This window comes from Salarchaeum sp. III, assembly GCF_036418315.1.
GTDB lineage: Archaea > Halobacteriota > Halobacteria > Halobacteriales > Halobacteriaceae > Salarchaeum.
Genome location: NZ_JAZHPG010000025.1, coordinates 41,511 through 63,473, shown reverse-complemented (window position 1 = coordinate 63,473; position 21,963 = coordinate 41,511). Strand labels below are relative to the sequence as shown.

Sequence of the window (21,963 nt, the reverse complement as noted above, 5' to 3'; positions counted from 1 at the left end):
CAGTCGTGTTCGACGGATTCTGCAACAATTTCGTTGGCGACGGTGTGGATGTACTGTTTGCGCCACGCTTCTTCGCGCTTACCAAGGCGAAGAAGGGCGTTGTGCGCGGCTTGTGTGCCACACTGTTGCATCTCTCCACGTTGCTTCTCGAACTCCCGGCACCAGTGGTCGTAGTCGTCACCCTGCCAGAACGTGCCGGTGGAGGCGACGGCGAGGCTGTTGACGCCGAGGTCGATACCGAGGACCGTTTGGTCGGGGTGCCCGGTATCTGCCGAAACCTCTGTGTCGTCGTCAGTCCGCCGGGTCGAGAGGTGGAGGTAGAACTCATCGGTCGCCGCATCGTATCGGAGCGTACTCTCGCGGAACTCGTAGTCCTCGGAGAGTACGTACCGCTCGTAGGGTGTCGGACTGTCTGCCGGGAGAACAAACGATGGTTCGACGCGGCCCTCAACAGTTGCCAGCGACACTTTGTTGCGGTAGAAGGTCGCGCTTCGCGTATCGTAGTCCATCGTTTCGGTGGTGAACGTGGGACGGGAGACGCGCTGGCCTTTCTTCCAGCGTTCGACACACGCTTTGACGGCTTCGACGGCGCGTTTGATGGCGGCTTGGACGAGTTGGGCCTGTAGGTTTGTTTCCTCGCGGAGTCTGGAGTAGAGTGCGTCCCGTACTTGCCGTTTGTTGGTTTTACACTCGGTGTAGGAGGTGTTCGACCAGCAGTAGTCGGCGGTTTGGCTCGCGCAGTAGAGGTATTGGTCGGCGGTTCGGTGGAGTGCGTCGCGGTGCGCGTCACTCACGGAGAGTTTCACGACGGTGGTTCGACGCACGTCCATGACTTCAGAGAGGTGGCGGCGATACTTATAGGCTCGGGAGTCGGTCGGTCGTAGTATGCCGGTTGTGTCGTGTCATGTCGGTTTCTTCTCCGGCCTACTCGCTCCCTTCGCTACGCCTCGGTTGCTCCTTGAGGCCGGAGGCTCCACCTTGAATTACGCTGAAGTCGTGGACTTCCTCCTTGTCTCTCTGTGACACAGCGACGCCGGTAGGTTCTGCAGGTGTACCCCTCCTTTACGTCCGCGCTCGCGAAACACGTGGGTATGTCCGACGAGACTGACGAGACGCCCGGGTTCGACACGCGAAGCGTGCACGCCGGGAGTCAGCCAGACCCCGCGACTGGGGCGCGCGCCACCCCTATCTACCAGACCACGTCCTACGAGTTCGCGGACGCCGAGGACGCGGCCGCCCAGTTCGCGCTGGAGAAACCCGGGCACATCTACTCGCGGCTGATGAACCCGACCGTGGACGTGCTCCAGGACCGCCTCGCGGCGCTCGAAGGCGGCGTCGGCGCCGTCGCCACGTCCTCCGGGATGGCCGCGCTGAACGTCGCGACGTTCCTCCTCGCAGAAGCCGGTGACAACATCGTCGCGGCGAACGCGCTCTACGGCGGCACCCACACCTACCTCAGCCACACCGTCGAACGCCGCGGCGTCACCACGCGCTTCGTGGACACGCTCGACGTCGACGCGTACGAGAACGCCATTGACGAGGATACCGCGTACGTGCTCGTGGAAACCATCGGAAATCCCGCGCTCGTCACGCCCGACCTCCAAGCTATCGCTGACATCGCGCACGAGCACGACACGCCGCTCGTCGTGGACAACACGTTCGCCACGCCCGCGCTCTGCAATCCCATCGAGCACGGCGCGGACGTCGTCTGGCACTCCACCACTAAATGGCTGCACGGCTCCGGCACGACCGTCGGCGGCGCGCTCGTCGACGCCGGGACGTTCGACTGGCAGGCGAACGCCGACGCGTATCCCGAACTCGGCGCGGACAACCCCGCCTACCACGGCGTGAACTTCGCGGAACGCTTCGGTGACGCCGCGTTCACGTACGCCGCCATCGCCAGGGGCCTCCGCGACCTCGGGAACCAGCAATCTCCGTTCGACGCGTGGACGACCCTCCAGGGGATGGAATCCCTCCCGCTCCGCATGGACCGCCACTGCGAGAACGCGCAGGTCGTCGCGGAGTACCTCCAGGACCACGACGCGGTCGCGTGGGTGAACTATCCCGGCCTCGACTCGCACGAGACGCACGACGCTGCGAGCGAGTACCTCGATGGCGGCTACGGCGGGATGCTCACGTTCGGCCTCGACGCGGGCTACGACGCCGCCCGAGCGACCGTCGAGAACACCGAACTCGCCAGCCTCCTCGCGAACGTGGGGGACGCGAAGACGCTCGTCATCCACCCCGCGAGCACCACCCACCAGCAGCTCAGCGACGAGGAGCAGGCGGACGCTGGCGTACTCCCCGAGATGGTGCGGCTCTCCGTCGGCATCGAAGACCCCGCCGACATCGTCGACGACCTCGACCAGGCCATCACCGCCGCCACCGAGTAGCCTGAAACGCGCCTTTCAGCCTGCTGAAGACACTTACTGCGAGCGCACGACCACCCCCGTATGCACCGACGCCGCGTTCTCGCCGCCGCCGGCACGCTCGCCGCCACGGCGGCCGCGGGCTGTCTCACCGGCAGTCCGGCTTCCGACACGACCGACCGAGAGACGCCCGACCCGCCGAAGACCGAGACGACCACGGACACGCCCGCGGTTCCGTTGTCGGTGTCGCTCGACCGCTACCAGCCCGGGGTGGTCGCGATGACCAGTCCGGACTCAATCGGCGACAGGGGGGCGCTCTTCCTCGACATCGACGGCGACGACGCGCCCGCCCGCACCGACTTCCGATTCCGGTTCGACGGGTCGTCGTACGTGCCCGTCGACCCCGACGACGTTCGGCTCTGGCGCGCGTACGGCAACCGCGAGGACGCGTACGGCGTCGACGGACGCGACGGCTGGCTGCTCTTCGACCTCCCCGACTCGGGTGCTGCCGCGGACGCGCGGCTCTCGTGGCCGGGCGGCGAGTGGACGCCCACGCGCTCACTCCGCGAGCGACTCGCCGCCGGCTTCGACTTCAGCGTCGACTACGACTTCCCGGAGACCGTCGAGCACGGCGAACGCCCTACCGTGTCGCTCGCGGTGACGAACGACGCGGACGCGCCGGCGCGCTACCTCGCCGCGCTCAACCGCGCCGGTCCCCGGGTCGCGCACGCACCCATCGAGACGATTTCGTTCGTGCTCGACCCCGGCGAGACGCGGACGTGGACGTACGAGGACGACTACTTCGAGTCCGACGACGTCGACGAGAGCGAAGTCGGGGACGGCGACCCGGACATGACGTACTACGTCGACTCCGCGAGCGAGAACCGGGAGTTCCAGGTCAGGATTGTATGAGGCCGTCCTCCGCGAAGACCTCGTGGAGCACGTCCATGCGCGCGACGACGACATCGCACTCGGGGCGAACGTTCGGCTTCGGGAGGAACCCGACGGCGCGGCCGGCGCGTTCGAGCATCGGCAGGTCGTTCGCGCCGTCCCCGATGGCGATGGTGTCCTCTTTGTCCACGCCGAACTCCATCATCGCGGCGTCGAGCGCGTCGTCCTTCGTCCCCTCGATGAGCGGTCCCTTCACATCGCCCGTCAGGTGGCCGTCCTCGATGGGAAGCGAGTTCGCGGTGATGGCGTCGACCTCCACGTTCTCCCTGTCGAGCGCGGCCTGCACGCCCTCCTCGAACCCGCCCGTGAGGATGACGACCGTGTGGCCGGCGTCCCGCAGCGCGCTGATGAGGTCGGCCGCACCCGGTCGGAGATACACCTGCTCGTAGGCCGCCGCGGCTTCCGCTTCGGGGAGGCCGTCGAGCAATGCGGCGCGCTCGCGCAGGCTCTCCGCGTACGCGAGTTCGCCCCGCATCGCCCGCGCCGTGATGTCCTCCACGTCCTCCGCGACCCCGTACTGCTCCGCCAACAGCACGAGCATCTCGTCGTCGGACAGCGTCCCGTCGAAATCGAACGCGATGAGCGCCATACCCCGAGTTCGTCGCCCAGCGGTTCAAACGATGCGGTTCGCGCAACCGCGTTACGCGCCGTCGGTCCGCGTGAACACCACGACGGTTCGGTCCCCGATATCGTCGAGCGCGTACGTTCTGCTCGTGTACGCGTTCCCGAGCTTTTGGGCGACCGCGGGTTTCAGCGCCGGTGTCGTGACGACCACGGGCGGTGTGTCGGCCCCGACCGCGCCGGTGCGCTCGACGCTCGTCACGTCCGCGCCGAGCGCCTCGGTGTACCACGGGAGCGGCATTCGCGCGTGCCACGCGCCCGTCGCGGGCGGGTAGTCGACTCTGGTCTCGTTCATCGCGAGCCGCTCGCCGACGTAGAGGACATCCGCGTCCTCGCCGCCCCTCGCCGTCGCTCTGTCGATGTCGTCGACGACGGCGCGGAGGTCGTCGGGTGCCTGTGCGTAGTAGACGATTTGGTGGCCGGGGTCGCCCAGTGGGCTCTCGTGGGGCTGCTGGTAGCTCGTCTGCGCGAGCGTCGAACCCGCCGAGGCAACGAGGAAGACGAGGAGGCCGGCTGCGGCCGCGGCGCGGATGACGTGCATCGGCGCGCGGTCGCGGAGTACATCGGGTTCGCGGGCGGGAAGCTGGCTACATCCCCAGCGGTAGACGGCGACGGCACCGACCGCCGCCGGAACGCAGAGCGGGACGATGGCGTGTACGGTTGACCATGGAACCGGGAGGTTGTTCGCGAGCGGGTAGCCGACGATGGCGGCGACGCCGCAGTAGAAGTTGAACGCGACGACCGCGCGAGGCGAGTCACCGGTGTACCGGTCGTAGAGGAAGCCGAGGACGGCGAGAACGGTGACACCGAGCGCGCCAGCGACGATGGTTTCGGCGGTGTCCGTGAAGTACGGGAGGTAGGCGTGATTCTGAATGCTCCCTTCAGCCCAGTACTCGATGGCGGCCTGGAGGGAGCCGAGCGTGGCTTCGCCGACGACGGCGGGGAGGTTTGCGAAGTCGCCGGTGAGGGCCTTCCAGAGGCCGATTGGTTGGCCGGGGCCGGCGCGCGGCGCGTAGAAGTAGACGACGACAGCGAGGAAGAGCACGCCGGAGAGTACGCCGTGCGCCCACCACGCGCGGACGCCCGCGGCGGCGCGGTTCGCGAGCGACTGGAGCGTGGTGAGAGCGTCGCCGTCCGTGTCGCGGGCGCGAACGAGGCCGCGGTCGAGCACGAGCACGCTCGCGCCGAGCCACGTCATCAGCCAGAGGAGTACGCTCTCCTTCGTCGCGAACGCGAGGCCGAGGGTAACTCCGCTCGCGTACAGATAGCGGGGAGTACGGGTGTCGTACGCGCGGACGAGCAGGCCGAGCGTCACGAGCATGAACGCGGCGAGCGGGAGGTCCTTGCGCATGAACCGTGAGTAGTAGAACAGCACGGGATTGAACGCGAGTGCGACGCCGAGCGCGACGACCTCACCTCGACGGAGGTGTTCGCGGAAGAGCCAGGCGGCGAGCGGGAGGAGCGCGCCGATGCCTGCGACGACGACGCGCGCGGTGAAGTCGTTCGCGCCGAATACGGGGAAGACGACCGAGTTCACGCGAGCGAAGAACGGGCCGTGGAGGATGGGGCGGTACTCCCAGACGCCGTTCTCCATGAACCGGAGCACCCAGTAGCCGAACCAGGCTTCGTCGTAGTAGAAGACGCGGTCGCCTAACTCGATAAGGCGAGCGAGGAGACCGCCGACGGAGAGCGAGACGAGGATCGCGAGGACGCGTCGCTTCGTGAGCTGCTGGTGGAGGGCCATCATCCGCTGCTGCCCCCTCCCACAGCATATCTTTTGTGCTGACACTTTAAGCGGGTTCCCGAACGAACACAACCCCTAATAGTCCGTCCGCTGTATCCGGTAGGCGTACATGCGCTCCGAGGACGAAGCCTACTTCGAACGACTCGAATCCCGGTTGGACGAGGCGTTCGACCTCGCGGAGCGCGCGAAACAGAAGGGCGGCGACCCCGAACCCGAGGTGGAGATTCCGGTCGCGAAGGACATGGCCGACCGCGTGGAGAACATCCTCGGCATCGACGGGGTCGCCGAGCGCGTCCGCGAACTCGAGGGCGAGATGAGTCGGGAGGAGGCCGCGCTCGAACTCACCGAGGACTTCGTCGAGGGTACCGTCGGCGACTACGAGACCGACGCGGGGAAGGTCGAGGGCGCGGTCCGCACCGCGGTCGCCCTGCTCACCGAGGGCGTGGTCGCCGCGCCCATCGAGGGCATCGACCGGGTCGAAGTGCTCGAGAACGACGACGGCACGGAGTTCGTGAACGTCTACTACGCCGGCCCCATCCGCTCCGCGGGCGGGACGGCGCAAGCGCTGAGCGTGCTGGTCGCGGACTACGCCCGCGCGCTCCTCGGAATGGACGAGTACCGGGCGCGCGACGACGAGATAGAGCGCTACGCCGAGGAAGTCGCGCTCTACGACTCAGAGACCGGCCTCCAGTACACGCCGAAGGACAAGGAGACGAAATTCATCGCCGAGCACATGCCCATCATGCTCGACGGCGAGGCCACCGGCCAGGAGGAGGTCTCCGGATTCCGCGACCTCGACCGCGTCGACACGAACAACCCCCGTGGCGGGATGTGTCTCGTGCTCGCGGAGGGAATCGCGCTCAAAGCCCCGAAGATTCAGCGGTACACGCGCAGCCTCGACGAAGTGGACTGGCCGTGGCTCCAGGACCTCATCGACGGTACGTACGACGCGAGCGACGACGAGTCCGACGCGAGCGCGGAGAGCGCGGACGCCGACGCCGCCGAGAGTGAGGCGGGCGACGGAGGCGAGACGGGCGAGGCGAGCGCCGATGAGCCGGACGGGCCGCCGCGGGTCGACCCGTCGGGAAAGTTCCTCCGCGACCTCATCGCCGGCCGCCCCGTCTTCGGCCACCCCAGCCGCGAGGGCGGCTTTCGGTTGCGGTACGGGCGCTCGCGCAACCACGGGTTCGCAACGGCGGGCGTTCACCCCGCGACGATGCACCTCGTGGACGACTTCCTCGCCACCGGCACCCAGATAAAGACCGAACGCCCCGGCAAAGCCGCCGGCGTCGTCCCCGTGGACAGTATCGACGGCCCGACCGTCAAACTCGCGAACGGCGACGTGCGCCGCATCGACGACCCCCGCGAAGCCCTCGAAGTCCGGAACGGCGTCGAGAAAATCCTCGACCTCGGCGAGTACCTCGTGAACTACGGCGAGTTCGTGGAGAACAACCACCCGCTCGCCCCCGCGTCCTACGTCGTCGAGTGGTGGCAGCAGGACCTCGACGCCGCCGGCGCGGACCTCCAGGCGCTCGAAGACTCGCCGTACGTCGACCTCGAACACCCGACGCCCGAGCAAGCCCTCGACTGGGCCAACGAGTACGACGCCCCGCTCCACCCCGAGTACACCTACCTCTGGCACGACATCACGGTAGACGAATTCGAAGCGCTCGCCGACGCCGTCTCACGGGGCGAAATCGACGGCGACGAACTCGTTTTCCCCGCCGACGACGAGATTCGCGAGACCGTCGAAGCCCTCATCCTCCCCCACCACCAGGGCGAGTCCATCCGGACGACCGACTGGAAGCCGTTCGTCCGGTCGCTCGGCCTCACCACCGACCTCGAAAAGCAGTGGGACGACCTCAGCCCCGACGCTCGAGACTGGGAGAACGCGATGAAGGCCGTCGAGGAAGTCGTGCCCTTCGCCGTGCAGGAACGCGCCCCAACCCGCATCGGGAACCGCATGGGGCGCCCCGAGAAATCCGAATCCCGCGACCTCTCCCCGGCAGTTCACACACTCTTCCCCATCGGCGAAGCCGGCGGCAACCAGCGGGACGTGGCGAAAGCCGCGAAACACGCCCCCGATATGCAGAGCACGCCCGGCCAGATAGACGTCCGGCTCGGCGTCCGCGAGTGCCCTGACTGCACCCAGCACACCTACGAAGCCCGCTGTCCCGACTGCGAGGTCTGGACCGACCCCTACTACGAATGCCCCGACTGCGGCGTCGAAGCCCAGCCCGACGAATCCGGCCGCATCGAATGCCCGCGCTGTGAGCGCGAACTCGACAACGTCACCACCCAGACCATCGACCTCCGTCAGGAGTACGCCGACGCCCTCCACTCCGTCGGCGAACGCGAGAACGCCTACGACATCCTCAAAGGCGTCAAAGGACTCACCTCGAGCGAAAAAGTCCCCGAACCCATCGAGAAAGGCGTTCTCCGCGCGAAACACGGCGTCACCACGTTCAAGGACGGCACCGTCCGCTACGACATGACCGACCTCCCCGTTACCTCAGTTCGCCCCAGCGAACTCGACGTCACCACAGAGCAGTTCCACGAACTCGGCTACACCCACGACATCAACGGCGACCCCCTCCAGCACGACGACCAACTCCTCGAACTCAACGTCCAGGACATCGTCCTCAGCGACGGCGCCGCCGAACACATGCTCAAAACCGCCGACTTCGTCGACGACCTCCTCATCCAGTACTACGGCGTCGAACCCTTCTACGAACTCGACGACCGCGACGACCTCGTCGGCGAACTCGTCTTCGGCATGGCCCCCCACACCAGCGCCGCGACAGTAGGGAGAGTCGTCGGCTTCACCTCCGCCGCCGTCGGCTACGCCCATCCCTACTTCCACGCCGCGAAACGCCGGAACTGCTTCCACCCCGACACCAAACTCTGGTACGACGACGAAGACGGAACCACTCACTACGGCAACATCGAGGAGTTCGTCGAAACCCGTCTCGACCCCGAGACAGCCGACGTGGACGACTTCGGCACGCTCGTCCAGGAACTCGACGGCGACGTGTACGTTCCCTCGCTCACCGAAGACGGCGAACACGTCCGGAAACCGGTCGAAGCAGTCTCCAAACACCCCGCGCCCGACCACATGGTTCACGTCGAGACGCGAAGTGGCCGCGAAATCACGGTCACGCCCGACCACACGATGCTCCGCTGGAACTCGGGCCGGCCAGAGGAACTCACGGCGAGCGAACTCGAACCAGGGGACATCCTTCCTTCACACCCGGAAATACAGTCGTCTGCTGAAATCGAGAACCGGGCGCTCGCGGATGATGGCGCGGTCGAAACCGATGTAGTCGATAGTGTGACTATCACTCAGAGCGACACGGAGTACACGTACTGTCTGACTGTTTCGGGTACGCATTCCCTCGTCGCGAACGGCCTCTACGTCGGCCAGTGCGACGGTGACGAGGATTGCGTGATGCTGTTGATGGACGGTCTGCTGAACTTCTCCAAATCATTCTTGCCTGACAAGAGGGGTGGGCAGATGGACGCGCCCCTGGTGATGTCGAGCCGCATCGACCCCTCGGAAATCGACGACGAGGCGCACAACATGGACGTTGTGCGACAGTACTCGCGGGAGTTCTACGAGGCGAGCCGTGAGATGGCTGACCCGGAGGCGGTGGACGTGGAGATCGCGGAGAAGAACCTCGGCACCGACCTGGAGTACACGGGGTTCGACCACACGCACGACACGTCGAACATCGCGCTCGGCCCGGACCTCTCGGCGTACAAGACCCTGGGGTCGATGATGGAGAAGATGGACGCGCAGCTCGAACTCGCGCGGAAACTGCGGGCGGTGGACGAGACGGACGTGGCGGAGCGCGTTATCGAGTACCACTTCCTCCCCGACCTCATCGGGAACCTCCGCGCGTTCAGCCGGCAGGAGACGCGGTGTCTCGACTGCGGGAAGAAGTACCGGCGCGTGCCGCTGACGGGTGACTGCCGGGAGTGTGGCGGGCGTGTGAACCTCACCGTCCACCGCGGCTCCGTCAACAAGTACATGGACACCGCGATTCAGGTCGCGGAGGAGTACGACTGCCGCGAGTACACCAAACAACGCCTCGAAGTCCTCGAACAATCCCTCGAAAGCATCTTCGAGAACGACAAGAACAAGCAATCGGGTATCGCGGACTTCATGTAGGAGTTACGCCGCAGGCACTCCTTTTAGTCCAGGTTTTGCGAGGAGGGTGTGCGAAGCGCGCTCGACGACGTAAAACGTGGGCGCAGGACGATAAGAACAAGCAATCGGGCATTGTGGGCTTCGTGTACTTGACCGCGAGCCAGCGGTCGGCTCTAGGTTGAGCGGGGGCCGAGGAGGTCTTGAATCGCGTCGCTGAGGAGGCTGACGGCGAGGATGGTGGCGAGGAGGGCGGCGACGGGTATCGCGACGGTCCACCAGTATCGCTGGAAGGACGAGATGTTACTGCCTATCATGTCGCCCCAGGAGATGACGGTCGGCGGGCGGAGCAGGAGGGGGGACGGCGGCGTGCCGAACCGGAGGAAGGAGAGCGTCGCTTCGATGGTGATGAAGAGCGGTATCTGGGAGACGGCGGCGACGGTTGCACTCCGGGAGACGTTCGGGAGGAGGTGCCAGCGCACGACCTGCACGGCGCTCGCGCCGCTCGCGTTCGCCGCGCGCACGTAGTCCTTTGCGACTTCGTCGAGCGCGCGACTGCGGACGACGGTGGCGACGCTCCCCCAGTTGACGAGGCCGAAGGAGACGACGAGCATGAAGAGCGTGCCGTCGCCGGAGAGCCACCGCCAGACGAAGAACACGAGGAGCGCCGGCACTGCTTTCAGGCTCTCCGCTGACCCGGCGAGCACGCGGTCGATACGTCCGCCGGCGTACGCGCTGACGGTGCCGACGAGGGTGGCGAGCGGGACGATGAGCGCGATGGCGACGAGCGCGAGCTGGACGACGTTCCGCGCGCCGAACACGAGCAACTGCACCATGTCCTGTCCGAGCGCGTTCGTCCCGAGCGGGGCCGACCAGGTGCCGTAACACCGGTCTCCCACGGGGTTGTAGCACTGCACGACGTTGTACTTGGGGACGCTCGTGTAGACCGGCGGCTGGTTCCGATAGGGGATGTTGACGGCGGGCGGGTCGAGAAAGACGGGGCCGAGCGTGCCCGCGAGGAAGACAGCGAGCGCGGCGAACGTCCCGGCGGCGGCCGCGGGATGGCGGGCGAAGTACGCGAGCGCGTTCCGGGCGTCCTGGCGGTCGGCGTTCGCGACGACGGTGCCGCTCGCGACGACGAACAGCCAGAGGCTCGCCATCCACAGCCACTCTAGTCGACTGATTTCGTATCCGAGAAGGCTCCGGCCCGGCGTGACGGCCGTGTATGCGAACGCCGCGAGAACCGCGAGCACTCCCGCGAGCGCGGCGACGGCGGGCGGCGAGTAGCCGCGACTGGTGTCCGCCGTCCAGTCGATCCGTCGGTCGCCGGGCGTCCCGGTCATTCGCGTTCACACCGCCACGAGACACCTACGTAACGCCGCGCTAGCCGGACAGAAAATCCGGTACACGTGGATTTATGAGTGATGTTTCATCCATCGTGGGTATGGCATCCCTCGGCGGCGACGCCCGCTACGTCCTCGGCCGACTCGCGTGGGCCGTCGCCGTCGTCTGGGTCGTGCTCACCGCGACCTACCTCGTGCTCGCCGTCCTCCCCGACACCCGCCGCGTCTTCTTCGCGGAAGTCGAGATGGGTCTCGGAGCCGTTCTCGACGCCGACGGCGGCCCCCTCGACCAGTACCTCGCGTGGATGCATGCCTTCCTCACGGTCGACTGGGGGTGCTCGCTCTACTACGACACGTCGGTCGTCTCGCTCTACGCCACCCGGCTCCCCGTCACGCTCACCTACCTCGTCCCCGGCGTCCTCGTCTCGCTCGCCGTCGGCCTCGGCGTCGGCACGTACGCCGCTGTCGAACCCGGAAGCCGCCTCGACCGCGCGCTCTCCGTCGTCTCCTACGTCGGCCTCGCGGTACCCGCGTTCCTCCTCGCGGAACTCGCGTTCGCCTACCACCCGACCGTCCTCGGCTGGGTTCGCGTCTACGACCCCGAACTCGGCCTCCTCCACGCCCAGAACCTCACCCGTCTCGCGCTCCCCGCTGGCATCGTCGCGCTCTCCCTCACCGCCGTCCAGATACGCCACGTCAAGGGCGTCACCGCCGACCGCCTCGACGACCCCTTCGTCAAGACCGCGCGCTCGAAGGGCGCGGGCCGCCTCCGCGTCGCCCGCCACGTCTTCCGGAACACCTGGCCAACCCTCGTCTCCACCGTCCTCGGCGAAGCGCTCGGACTGCTCGTCCTCACCACCATCGTCGTCGAGGGCGTCCTCGACGTTCCCGGGGCTGCCGTCGCCGTGTTCAACGGGTTCGGCGCGGGCGACCCGATGCTGAGCTTCACCGCCGTGTTCGGCATGGTCGCGCTCGGCGTGCTCGGCTCCCTCCTCCGGGACGTCGTCCGCCTCGCCGTCGACCCCCGCGTGACCTGACCTACGCCGGCCCGAGGTAGCCCCATGCCTGCAGGCGGTCGCCGTCACCGTTGATCCACCGTTCGCCGATGTCGTCCCGGTAGTACATGTTCGGCATCACGATGTCGTCGATGCGGTCGTACGCCTGCTCGCGCGCGGCGTGCATCGTGTCGCCCTTGCCGGTCACGACGATGGGCATTCCGTTGTCGCCCGCCGCGCGCCACTGACCATCAACCTTCTTCGCGTCTTCGAGATGGATCCCGTCGCGGCTGTCCGTCTCGAACACCACCGCTGCGTTCCGCGAGTTCTCGTCGTACGTCTCCTCGTCGTCGAACGGGAACGGCGGCAGGACGATCCGCACGCCGATCTGGTAGCCGGTGTGCACTTCTACTTCTGGGTCATTACCATGTGCGAGGTCGTAGAAGAATTTGCCAGTCGATGACTCGATGGACTCTTGCTGCAGCGCAATCGTCGGATAGCCAAAGCGCGGCGTGAACTCCAATGGGTAGATTCCGGTCTCGTTCACGATGCAGTTGATGTCGATGCTCCCAACGTATCCTTCGTTGGCGAGCCAGTCTTCCAGTTTGCCGAATGTCTCCTCGAACAACTTGTTCTGCCCGGCCCAGAACATCGACGTCCCCATTTCGCCGGTCGAGAGGCCGATGTTTCCGGGAAACAGCTTCTTGTGCTCGAAGTTGAAATTGACCTGGTCAATGAACTCGTTGCCGTTGAAGAACCCGCAGATAGCGACCTCCACACCCTCGACTTTCCGCTGTAGTTGGAACCCCCTCATTCGGTGGCCCCACGCCTTCTTGTAGGCGCGGAGGACGTCGACGACGTCGCTGCCGTCGTCCTCGTTCCCGACGTACAACAGTCGCTTGACGTTCTGCACCTCCCCGAGCGGCTTAATCACGTACGGCGCCGGGTTCTCCTGGACGTGCTCGATGCCCGCATCGAACTCGTGGAAGACGTGGTGCTCGACGGTGTTGACGCCGTGCTCTTCGAGAACCTCCATCGCGTACCCGCGGTCCTCCTCGAGATGGTCGGTGTTCGGCGTGCCGCCGACGACCGCGTTCCCCTGTTCGCGGAGTTCCTGCGCGAGTTCGCCGGTCCCGATGTCTGAACCGACCCAGATGTCGTCGAAGATGATGACGTCCGCCCACTCGACGTCCGCGCGCCAGTCGTCCGTTTTGGGTACGAACCCGTCGCCGATCTCCCTGTCGCTCTCCGCTTCGATGTAGTACTTCACGGCGTGGCCTTCTCTGTGGACCTGCCAGGCCAGGTCGGTAATCAGTGCAGCGTCAGCGGAGACAAACAGGAAGTTCTTCGCGTCCATACGGACTGGACGCCCCCAACCTCCTAAACCGTGGGGGCGCTCGCACACTATCGACTTCGATATACGTCTCTCTCGGTGGATTCCGATTCCACCGACGGAGAGACCATTACATCCGCTAGCTCACTTTGAATAGCTCTCCGTCGGTCGTCAGAACACTCACGCCGTCCTCTATTTCTCTGACGCCCGCTATCTGTGACTCGAACGGAATCTCGTAGACAACGTCGCCGTCCAGCGTCGTTACGCCAACACTCTCCTGGTTTTCGCCCCACGTGTATATTTGATCGCCGGCCCTAACTGCCTCCCAGCCGCCCAGTTTGGCGGCGAGTGATTTCTCCCACTCCAACCGTCCGCTTTCCCGGTCTACCTTGTAGAGGTAGCCGGTCGAGTCTTCGGGTTTCTCCCCGATGACGTAACAGTTGTTTTCCGTTATGACTGGTGGGTGTGCCCAGTCGAGTGGGAGTGGCTGCGTCCATGTAGTCTGTAGTTCGCGGCCGAATCGAGAAACAATGCCGTTCCCTTCGACGTAAACCCCATCTTTTCTGACGGATAGCGCTGAGCCAACTGTGAATGGCCCCCCGTCTCCACCGCGCTTGAATGTTCGCTGTCGTTCGATAGCCCCTGATTCTTGATTCAGCATCGCAATCACTCCACTCGTGTCAACCGCGATTATGGAGGCCTCAAGAGGCTTCCAGCCGCTAATCCCTCCGTCACCAAGCGATGTTTTCCAGAGAACCTCACCCGTCTCTCGGTGGAGTGCGCAGATGTCGCCGGTGGACAGCCCGAAATAGACCGTATCGTCGGTGACGCGCGGCGGGCGTAGCGAGGCCTGTGCACTGAACTGCTCGACGAAATCGACCGTCCACAGCTCCTGGCCCGAGAGATCGTAGGCGACGGGTGCACGCCCGCCGATGAACACCTGCTGGTCGTCAACGATTGGTCGCGTGGATTGCAGAGGGATGTCGCGCTCCCAGGACGCGTACTCGACGATGTACGGGATCTTCGCCGTCCGGGTGCCCGTCGTGAGATCGACGCCGAGGAGCGTTCCCGCGTTCGATTTATTATCCCGGCTGCGAACCTGAATGGTGAAGTAGGCCGTATCGTCTGTGACTGTCGGGCCAGCGATCATCGTCTCGCCTGCGGAGTAGACGTGGGTTTTCGTGTACTCCGGGGAGAGACAGCCAGCGAGCAGGAGTCCACCACCGCCGGCGACGCCCGAGAGAAACTGTCTTCGATTCATTATTTTATATTTGGGTATTCAGTTGGGATTAAGTGTATTATATCTAATCAGATAATACACTTTTGTACGTGCAAGTGTTCGTATGGGGGATTGTTTGCTGTGTCTTTAGTATAGTCGTAAAGTTTGTATTTCCGCATGGGCAGCGACCGTCTGTGTAATCATAATAACCCCACGTCATCTTACTCTTAGTGTCTATACTGACGTCTATTCCTTCGGCAGCGGTGTTTTCGACAAAAACTTTGACACCAGCTGTGTCATTCTTAGCATCTGGGAAGAAATTATTTCCGGGGTTATTTGAGCCACCATAGCTCAACGGAAGATCCCAGTACCACTGACGTATCCCACCATCGTTAGTAGTTCGACGTATGGTTCCGTTATTTACATCTGATAAGGTGAGCGCGTAATCAATGATTGATGCAACGCCAGCAACCCACGGGCCTCCCACCCCGGAAATAATATTGAGTACTGTATCGAGGATTAGACTTGGGTCTTGTGAATCTGTAGAGTTTGGAACAGCGTCCTCAAGATTCGCTTTATTATATGAGTTTTCTTCGTCGTGCTGTGCCCAGAATTCTACTTTTGAGGCGTACGGGTAGCCGGGCCGTTCGTCACAGGGGAGTACGAGTGGATCAGGGGGATCGCTAAAGTACGCTTGCAGGTGGAATGGTTTTTCACCGCCTTGCGCTTCTATCTCGTCGTAATCAGTGTCGATTCCGTATGCAGGACTCCCTTGATTGTACCTGATTATAGAGGATGTGGCGAACTCATACTCCCACGTCATTGTAGCACTTGACGCACTGCAATTATCGTCGAAAACGTGGGTTAGAGAGTTTGGGCCGGCGTTACTTTGGTCGAATATTCCAACATCATGTCCTGATGTAGATTCTGTTGAAACTCCATCTCGGCTATCTACTTTCTCGGAACGTGCCGCTGTCCTCCGGGCGGTTCCACTGTCTAAACTGGTCTCGTCCAACACATCGAGGCTTTCAAAGCTATTCTCTCTTGGTATTCCCGTTGTGGGGATGTCCATTCTGTCGAATGACTGAATGCTTACTTTGCGTTTAGCAGTGTTGAGGCTCCGCTTCACCAGCTCGCTAGTGAACCCTTTGCTACTCTCTCCCAATGTGAATGCAATATCGCCAAATGCCCCAGATGGCCTACTTACGACTCCTGTTGCTTGAGAGTCAGTCATCTGAATATATCCCTTTAGGCCGACTGTAGAGTCTCGTACTACCTCTTGATGTGCTTCCTTATTAGACGAAAAATGGTATTTTGATATATTGTCTGAATCCGCGGAGTCGTCTATACGACTCCTTTGGCCAATCGGGATTCGAAATCCCGCTACGTTTAGAACTCCTTTAAGCCCATCTTGATTCAAATCTAGGATTGCAGTAGCAGTCGTCTGCCCCTGCTCTGTCATGGGGCAATAGGAATATCCGACGTATCTCTTATTAGACTCCTGGTCTGTGGCGTTCCCAAGTATCCGTTCGGTTGCGGGGAACGAAGCTGCCAACACACCTTTCACCGCTTCCCTGCGATTAATACTAGTGAAATCCACCATACTACTCTGTCTAAACTATCTGTAAATAAATCTTCCCCAGGGAAAACACATTCTTTCTTAATACTGGCTCCTATGACTGATATTGAATTCTATACTTCTTATCATCTGAATTTCTCACTAATGTCGTTTAAAGTGAATGTATGCTCTGCATCTTGGTTGCTCTCTATCCAGAAACTCGTGTGCGCGCACCACTCCCGACTTCTATATCGCAGTATTGGATTTATCGGGTGGTTGGTGGGTGCTTTTATCCCGGCTGGCGTCGATTCCTCACGTATGGCAGACGACCCGCCAGAAGTCGCGCTCGGCGCAACGATTCACGACGAGGACGGCCGGAAACTCGGCACCGTCCGCGGGTTCGACGAGGACGGCTTCTACGTCACCACTCGCGAGGGCGTCGAATCCCTCTCCATCGAACACGAACGCGCCGGCCACGCCTTCGGCGAGGCCGAACTCACCTGGCGCTGTTCGGAGTGCGGCGAACTGGGCGACCTACACGACGGACTTCCCGATGAGTGTCCGTCCTGTGGCGCCGAAAAAGAACAACTCTACTACTGGACCGAGGATTAGAACGGGGCCTGCGGGCCTTCGTCGTCCTCGCCGTCCTCGGTCGTTTCACCGGGGAACGAGGGACTCATACCGCCGTCACCGCCGTGCCCGCCACCCATGCCGGTGTCCGCGTGAACCGTGTTGATTTCGGGGATCTCCTTCGTCATCCGGGACTTGATCGCCTGAATCGTCATCGGGCTGATGCCGCAGCCGGAACACGCGCCGCCGAGGGAGATGCTGACCGTGCCGTTCTCCCGGTCGATGTTCTGGATGGCGTGGTTCCCGCCGTGCATCTGAATCTGGGGGAAGTTCCGGCGGAGGAAGTTGTTGATGCGCTCCTCCAGGTCGTCGCCGGACTGACTCTCGGTGCTCATACTGCGGGATACGGTGTCTGGCGGCTTAAGTTCTTGGACTACGCGAAATCGAACGTCGCGCGCAACTGCTTCTTCAACTCCGCGACGTACACGTCGAGCGTCTCCTCCGCTTTCTCGTCGCTCACGGGTACGCCAGTCAGGCGGTCGATGGGGTTGTCCGGGAGTTCGATGCTGAACTCGCCATCGCCCTCGTAGTGTGGTTCGCTCTCGTTCAGAATCTGTTGGTCGATGGCGTGAATCAGCGTGGAGTCGTACGTCCCGTTCAGTTCGTTGAACGCCCGCTTGTACGCGGTCTGGAGTTCCGAAAAGTACTCCGTATACTTCTCCTCCTCGAACTCCTCGGGCGTGAAGTCGCTCATACTCCTACTCGGGGGAGTCGGGAGTAAAAACCGGCCGATTCACCATCAATAAACCAAATACGGAGATATAGAATTGGGTGTGGCGGGTGACCGACACCGATTTGCCGGCGCTCCGCCACGTCCCTGTATGCGCCGCCGTGACCGCCTCGTCGCCGCCGCCGTCGTCACACTGGCCGCGACGCTCTGCGGATTCGTCGTCCTGGGCACTACCAGAGGGTTCATCGGTTACCGAACCGCCCGCCTGCTCTCCGTCCCGTTCATCGCGCTAGCTGCCGTGAGCGCTGTCTACGCGTTCTCCGTTTCCGTGCTCGCGTACGCCGGCGTGCTCGACTTAGGATAACTGCGCCGCGACCAGCCGCCCGACCTCGTCGACGAACGCTTCGACGGCGTCGTCCGGGATGGTCGCGCCCGCCGCGACAGTGTGGCCGCCGCCGTCACCGCCGACGGCACGGGCGGCCTCCCCCATTACCACGGAGAGGTCGAGGCCGTCGTCCACGAGCCGACTCGTCCCCCTCGCCGACGCCTTCAGCTCCGCCTCGTTCTTCCGCGCGAGCGCGACGATGGGTTTGTCGTACCGCACGCCGTCCGCGCTCATCGCCATCCCCGCGACGATGCCGACGATGGTGTCCCTGATTTCGTCGCCCGCGTCGAACCACTGCACGTGCTCCTCCTGGGTGACGCCGTGCTCCTCCACCCAGCGCACGCCCGCGGAGAGGTTCCGCCGGTGTTCTGTGAGGAGTTCCCGAGCATCCGTGAGCGCGCCATCTCGGTCGCCGAGACACACCGCGAGCCCCACGTCAGCACGCTCGTAGCGCGCTGTCGCGTTCAGGAGCGTGGAGAACTCGCTCGCGTCCCGCACCTCCGTCCCCGGTTCCTCCTCGGTCAAGGTGTACGTCGTTCCGACGAGATCCTCGACGTCCTCCGTGCTGACGCCGTTGCGTATCGCGCGGCGGATGAGCGCGCTCGCCACCGTCTGCTTCTCTGCGACGGTGAGTTCCGCCCACGTCGGCCACTCCCCGTCCCGCCGGAGGTCGCGGTCGAGGCCGGCGAGGAAGCGCACCGCGCCCTGCCGGTCGTTCGTGATTCCCGGTATCTGCACGTCGCTCGCGTACGCGAGGAGTTTCGGCAGCGGGCGGGTCTGCACGCCGTACACGGCGAGGCCGCGCGCGGTGTCGAGCACGCCCGCCTCCACGCCCTCCTTCGCGACGACGGTGTTCGCACCGACCAGTTCCCCGCCCTCCGTCTGCATATCGCCGACCGCGCCGACGACGGCGAGCGCCGCCAAATCCCTGTTCTCGGGGCCGCCGAGCGCCCGCGCGAGCACGTACGCCGCGCCCGCCCCCGAGAGTTCGCTCCCGCCGTCCACGCCTTCGAGGAGGGGATTCAGGTGGTGTTCGATGTCGACATCGGCGGGCTGGTGGTGGTCCGCGACCACGGGCGTGAAGTCGTATTCGACTATCTCGTCAAGCTGCCCGCTCCCGAAGTCCGTGAACAGAACCGTGTCGTAGTCCGCGTCGGCGATGTCTGCTATCTCGTCGGGGCCGAGTTGGTTCTCGAAGCGGGTCTCGTGGTCGATACCCGCCCGGGAGAGGGCGTGGGAGGCGACGCCGGCGCTCGTGAGGCCGTCGGCGTCGATGTGGGACGCGAGGAGGACCGCGTCCGCGTCGCGGAGCGCGTCCGCACATCGGCGTGCGCGCGCTTCGAGTTCGGGGACGGGGAAGGACACCGTGGACTCACTCATCGAGAAGGACTAGGCCGCTCTCGGCTATAAACGTCCGCCCTACAGGTCGTCGAGCACCGCGTCCGCGAGCGATTCGAAACTCGCCTCGTCGGGCACGACATCGACCGCGATGCCGCGCTCTTCGGCTGTCTGCCGGGTCGGTTCGCCGATGGTACCGACGACGGCGCGGTTCAGGCCTTCTATAGCCTGCGCGCGACACCCGCGGTCGTCCGCGGCGTCGAGGAAGTGCTCGACGGTGAGACTCGACGTGAACAACGCCGCGTCGAGGTCGCCGGCGGCCGCCCGTTTGGTCGACACGCCGCTCTCTTCCGGGCGAGTAAGCCGGTAGAGCACGGTTTCGTGGACGTACGCCCCCGCCTCGGTGAGGCCGTCGAGCAGCACGTCGCTCCCGTGGTCGGAGCGCGCGACTTCCACGCGCAACCCACCGACCTCGCCCCGGAGCGCGTCCACGAGGCCGGTAGACGAGTACTCCCCGGGAACCACGCCCACGTCGAACCCCTCCGTTTCTAGTGCAACCCGCGTCGATTCGCCGATTGCGCACACCGTCGCATCACCGGGCGTCCAGCCCGCCGCGCTGACGAGTTCAGCGCCCGTCTTGCTCGTGAACACCGCGTAGTCCGCGTCGTCTCGGGGCGTGTTTCCCGTGGGTGCGACTTCGAGCATCGGGTCGAGCACGGGCGTCGCGCCACGCGTTTCGAGGTGTTCGCCCGCCCGCGCGAGCCGGCCGTCGTCGGGCCGGAAAACGGCGATGTCAGGCATCGAGGAACGCCTCCACGTCCTCGCGGACGCGCGCCACCTCGCCGATGACCGTCACGGCCGGCGGTTCGATGCCTTCCGCGTCGCGCACGTCGACGATTGTTTCGAGGGTGCCGGTGGCGACCGTCTGACCGGGTCGCGTCCCGCGCTCGACGAGCGCGACGGGCGTCGCCGGGTCCATCCCCGCCTCGCGGAGTTCCCGCGTGTACTCGGGGAGTTTCCCCACACCCATCAGCACGACGAGCGTTCCGCCGGTGGCGGCGAGCGCGCTCCAGTCCACGCTCGACTCCGCCTTCGTCGGGTCCTCGTGGCCGGTGACGAGCGTGACGCTCGACACGAAGTCGCGGTGGGTCGCGGGAATCCCCGCTACGGCGGGCGCGGCGAGCGGGGAGGTGACGCCGGGCACGACCTCGAACGGAACCTCGTGGTCGGCGAGGTACTCCATCTCCTCGCCGCCCCGCCCGAACACGAACGGGTCGCCGCCCTTCAGGCGAACCACCTGTTCTCCCTCGCGCGCGAGTTCGACGAGGCGTTCGTTTATCTCCGACTGGGGCGTGCGCTCGCCGCCCGCACGCTTCCCCACGTCCTCGCGCTTCGCGTCGGGAATGGTCTCCAGAATATCGGGCCCGGGGAGTTTGTCGTGCAGCACCACGTCCGCCTCGTCCAGCAGGCGGCGAGCCTTCACGGTGAGAAGTTCGGGGTCGCCGGGCCCGCTCCCGACCAGGTACACGGTTCCGGTCATTCTCGGCGGGCCTCCGCGATGAGGTCGGCCGCGCCGCGCTCGCGGAGGTCGTTCGCGAGGTCGCGGGCTTCGGGCGCGTAGTCGTCGATGTCGAGTTCGCGCGTCTCCACGACGGACTCACTGCCGTCCTCGTTGAACACCTGGACGTGCGTGCGGACGACGCCGCCCTGGATGAACGCGTGCACGCCGATGGGGGCGATGCAGCCGCCGCCCAGCTCTTCGAGGACGACGCGTTCCGTCGTCGTCTCCACCCGCGAACGCGGATGGTCGAGCGCCGTGTGCACCGCGTCCGCGACGTCGCCGTCGAGCGCCGTCACCGCGAGCGCGCCCTGTCCCGGCGCGGGTACGTGGTCGTTCACGTCGAGGTCGGTGAGCGCCACGTCGTACGCCAGTCCGCTGCGTTCGAGGCCGGCGCGCGCCAGCACGACGGCGTCGTACTCGGTCTCGACCTCGCGCTCCATCGCCGCGCGTTCGAGCTCGGAGAGCGAACTGAACCACTCCTCCACGTCCCGGTCGTACTCGCGCTCGTCGTCCTGATGGATGTCGTCGCCGTCGCGCTTCTGGTCGCGCGCCTCCGCGGACTGCTGTTCCTTCTCGTAGTCCAGTCGGCGCTCGTGCTCGGCCTGCAACGCGGGCGCGAGCAGTTTCTCCAGTCGGGTGTCGACGTTCCCGCGAATCGGCTCCACAGTCAGGTCGGGGCGCGCGTTCAACACCTGCGCCTTCCGCCGGAGACTCGACGTCCCCACGACTGCGCCCTCCGGCAGATCGTCGAGGTTCTCCCCCTCGACGGTCGCGAGCACGTCGCCCGCGCTCGCGCGCCGCGGCACCGCCGCCGTCACGAGGTCGTCCGGCACGTCCGTCGGCATGTCCTTCATCGAGTGCACCGCCGCGTCCACCTCCCCTTCGAGGACGCGTTCGTCCAGCGCGCGCACGAACGCACCCGTCTTCCCGAGGTCCTGGATGCGTTCGTCCGTGATGCGGTCGCCCTCGGTCTCCACCTCCACGATTTCCACCGTGTACCGGCGGTCTTCGAGGGCGGCCTGCACCTCGGCCGCCTGCCGGCGCGCGAGCTGAGACCCCCGCGTCGCCAGCCGAATCGGCTCGCTCTTGTCCATACGAA

At 64.7% G+C, this 21,963-nt stretch carries 19 protein-coding genes; 6 read left to right on the top strand and 13 right to left on the bottom strand.

Translation table 11 applies throughout. The features are described 5' to 3' along the window. Positions 1-830 (bottom strand): RNA-guided endonuclease InsQ/TnpB family protein (locus U3A55_RS08740; RefSeq protein WP_330991111.1); only part of this gene is annotated, 830 nt, incomplete at its 3' end. Positions 831-1,091: 261 nt separating this feature from the next. Between U3A55_RS08740 and U3A55_RS08735 the strand changes: the two genes are divergently transcribed. Both U3A55_RS08735 and U3A55_RS08730 read left to right on the top strand, forming a co-directional pair. After that, entirely contained in the window at positions 1,092-2,393 is a 1,302-nt protein-coding gene (locus U3A55_RS08735) for an O-acetylhomoserine aminocarboxypropyltransferase/cysteine synthase family protein (protein WP_330991110.1), read from the top strand. Between the two features lie 60 nt (positions 2,394-2,453). Then, entirely contained in the window at positions 2,454-3,281 is an 828-nt protein-coding gene (locus tag U3A55_RS08730; protein ID WP_330991109.1) for a hypothetical protein, read from the top strand. Here the strand turns inward: U3A55_RS08730 and serB are convergent. Both serB and U3A55_RS08720 read right to left on the bottom strand, forming a co-directional pair. Continuing rightward, positions 3,268-3,909, bottom strand: coding sequence for a phosphoserine phosphatase SerB (gene serB / locus U3A55_RS08725; RefSeq protein ID WP_330991108.1), 642 nt, complete (start codon positions 3,907-3,909; stop codon positions 3,268-3,270). The two genes, U3A55_RS08730 and serB, sit on opposite strands and share 14 nt — an antisense overlap. A gap of 51 nt (positions 3,910-3,960) precedes the next feature. Beyond that, positions 3,961-5,685 carry a flippase activity-associated protein Agl23 gene (locus tag U3A55_RS08720; protein WP_330991107.1) on the bottom strand — a complete coding sequence of 575 codons (1,725 nt, stop codon included), beginning with the start codon at positions 5,683-5,685 and terminating at the stop codon, positions 3,961-3,963. A 109-nt stretch (positions 5,686-5,794) separates the two neighbouring features. On the opposite strand from U3A55_RS08720, the gene U3A55_RS08715 reads away from it, so the two are divergent. Next, on the top strand, positions 5,795-9,856 hold the full coding sequence (locus U3A55_RS08715; protein ID WP_330991106.1) for a DNA-directed DNA polymerase II large subunit: 4,062 nt from the start codon (positions 5,795-5,797) through the stop codon (positions 9,854-9,856). A gap of 152 nt (positions 9,857-10,008) precedes the next feature. Here the strand turns inward: U3A55_RS08715 and U3A55_RS08710 are convergent, their stop codons facing one another. After that, positions 10,009-11,175 (bottom strand): ABC transporter permease, encoded by a 1,167-nt coding sequence (locus U3A55_RS08710; RefSeq protein ID WP_330991105.1) that lies wholly within the window; start codon positions 11,173-11,175, stop codon positions 10,009-10,011. A 101-nt stretch (positions 11,176-11,276) separates the two neighbouring features. Between U3A55_RS08710 and U3A55_RS08705 the strand changes: the two genes are divergently transcribed. Next, entirely contained in the window at positions 11,277-12,212 is a 936-nt protein-coding gene (locus U3A55_RS08705) for an ABC transporter permease (RefSeq protein ID WP_330991104.1), read from the top strand. Position 12,213: 1 nt separating this feature from the next. Here U3A55_RS08705 and U3A55_RS08700 read toward each other — a convergent pair whose 3' ends face one another. The 3 genes from U3A55_RS08700 to U3A55_RS08690 form a co-directional block, all read right to left on the bottom strand. Next, complete coding sequence (locus U3A55_RS08700) at positions 12,214-13,527, bottom strand: phosphoribosylamine--glycine ligase (RefSeq protein WP_330991103.1); 1,314 nt, start codon at positions 13,525-13,527, stop codon at positions 12,214-12,216. 115 nt (positions 13,528-13,642) lie between these two features. Then, positions 13,643-14,764 (bottom strand): outer membrane protein assembly factor BamB family protein, encoded by a 1,122-nt coding sequence (locus U3A55_RS08695; protein ID WP_330991102.1) that lies wholly within the window; start codon positions 14,762-14,764, stop codon positions 13,643-13,645. Between the two features lie 43 nt (positions 14,765-14,807). Next, positions 14,808-16,325: a hypothetical protein gene (locus U3A55_RS08690; RefSeq protein ID WP_330991101.1), complete on the bottom strand. Its 1,518-nt coding sequence runs from the start codon at positions 16,323-16,325 to the stop codon at positions 14,808-14,810. A 273-nt stretch (positions 16,326-16,598) separates the two neighbouring features. Between U3A55_RS08690 and U3A55_RS08685 the strand changes: the two genes are divergently transcribed. Beyond that, the gene (locus U3A55_RS08685) at positions 16,599-16,892 is read left to right on the top strand and encodes a DUF7130 family rubredoxin-like protein (RefSeq protein WP_330991100.1); all 294 of its coding nucleotides are present in this window, start codon (positions 16,599-16,601) and stop codon (positions 16,890-16,892) included. Here the strand turns inward: U3A55_RS08685 and U3A55_RS08680 are convergent. Beyond that, positions 16,889-17,245 carry a NifU family protein gene (locus U3A55_RS08680; protein WP_330991099.1) on the bottom strand — a complete coding sequence of 119 codons (357 nt, stop codon included), beginning with the start codon at positions 17,243-17,245 and terminating at the stop codon, positions 16,889-16,891. The genes U3A55_RS08685 and U3A55_RS08680 overlap by 4 nt on opposite strands. Before the next feature lie 38 nt (positions 17,246-17,283). Beyond that, positions 17,284-17,604, bottom strand: coding sequence for a DUF5783 family protein (locus U3A55_RS08675; protein WP_330991098.1), 321 nt, complete (start codon positions 17,602-17,604; stop codon positions 17,284-17,286). 127 nt (positions 17,605-17,731) lie between these two features. On the opposite strand from U3A55_RS08675, the gene U3A55_RS08670 reads away from it, so the two are divergent. Further along, the gene (locus tag U3A55_RS08670; RefSeq protein WP_330991097.1) at positions 17,732-17,944 is read left to right on the top strand and encodes a hypothetical protein; all 213 of its coding nucleotides are present in this window, start codon (positions 17,732-17,734) and stop codon (positions 17,942-17,944) included. On the opposite strand, the gene U3A55_RS08665 is transcribed toward U3A55_RS08670, so the two are convergent. From U3A55_RS08665 to hemC, 4 genes are read right to left on the bottom strand one after another with little or no spacing between them, the layout of a single operon-like run. After that, positions 17,936-19,345, bottom strand: a complete 1,410-nt coding sequence (locus U3A55_RS08665) for a DHH family phosphoesterase (protein WP_442978293.1) — start codon at positions 19,343-19,345, stop codon at positions 17,936-17,938. The two genes, U3A55_RS08670 and U3A55_RS08665, sit on opposite strands and share 9 nt — an antisense overlap. A gap of 39 nt (positions 19,346-19,384) precedes the next feature. Then, positions 19,385-20,104 (bottom strand): uroporphyrinogen-III synthase, encoded by a 720-nt coding sequence (locus U3A55_RS08660; RefSeq protein ID WP_330991096.1) that lies wholly within the window; start codon positions 20,102-20,104, stop codon positions 19,385-19,387. Next, positions 20,097-20,843: a uroporphyrinogen-III C-methyltransferase gene (gene cobA / locus U3A55_RS08655; protein ID WP_330991095.1), complete on the bottom strand. Its 747-nt coding sequence runs from the start codon at positions 20,841-20,843 to the stop codon at positions 20,097-20,099. The genes U3A55_RS08660 and cobA overlap by 8 nt, the downstream gene beginning before the upstream one ends. Continuing rightward, positions 20,840-21,958, bottom strand: coding sequence for a hydroxymethylbilane synthase (gene hemC, locus U3A55_RS08650; RefSeq protein ID WP_330991094.1), 1,119 nt, complete (start codon positions 21,956-21,958; stop codon positions 20,840-20,842). Before hemC ends, cobA begins: the two co-directional genes overlap by 4 nt. Between the last annotated feature and the right edge of the window lie 5 nt (positions 21,959-21,963).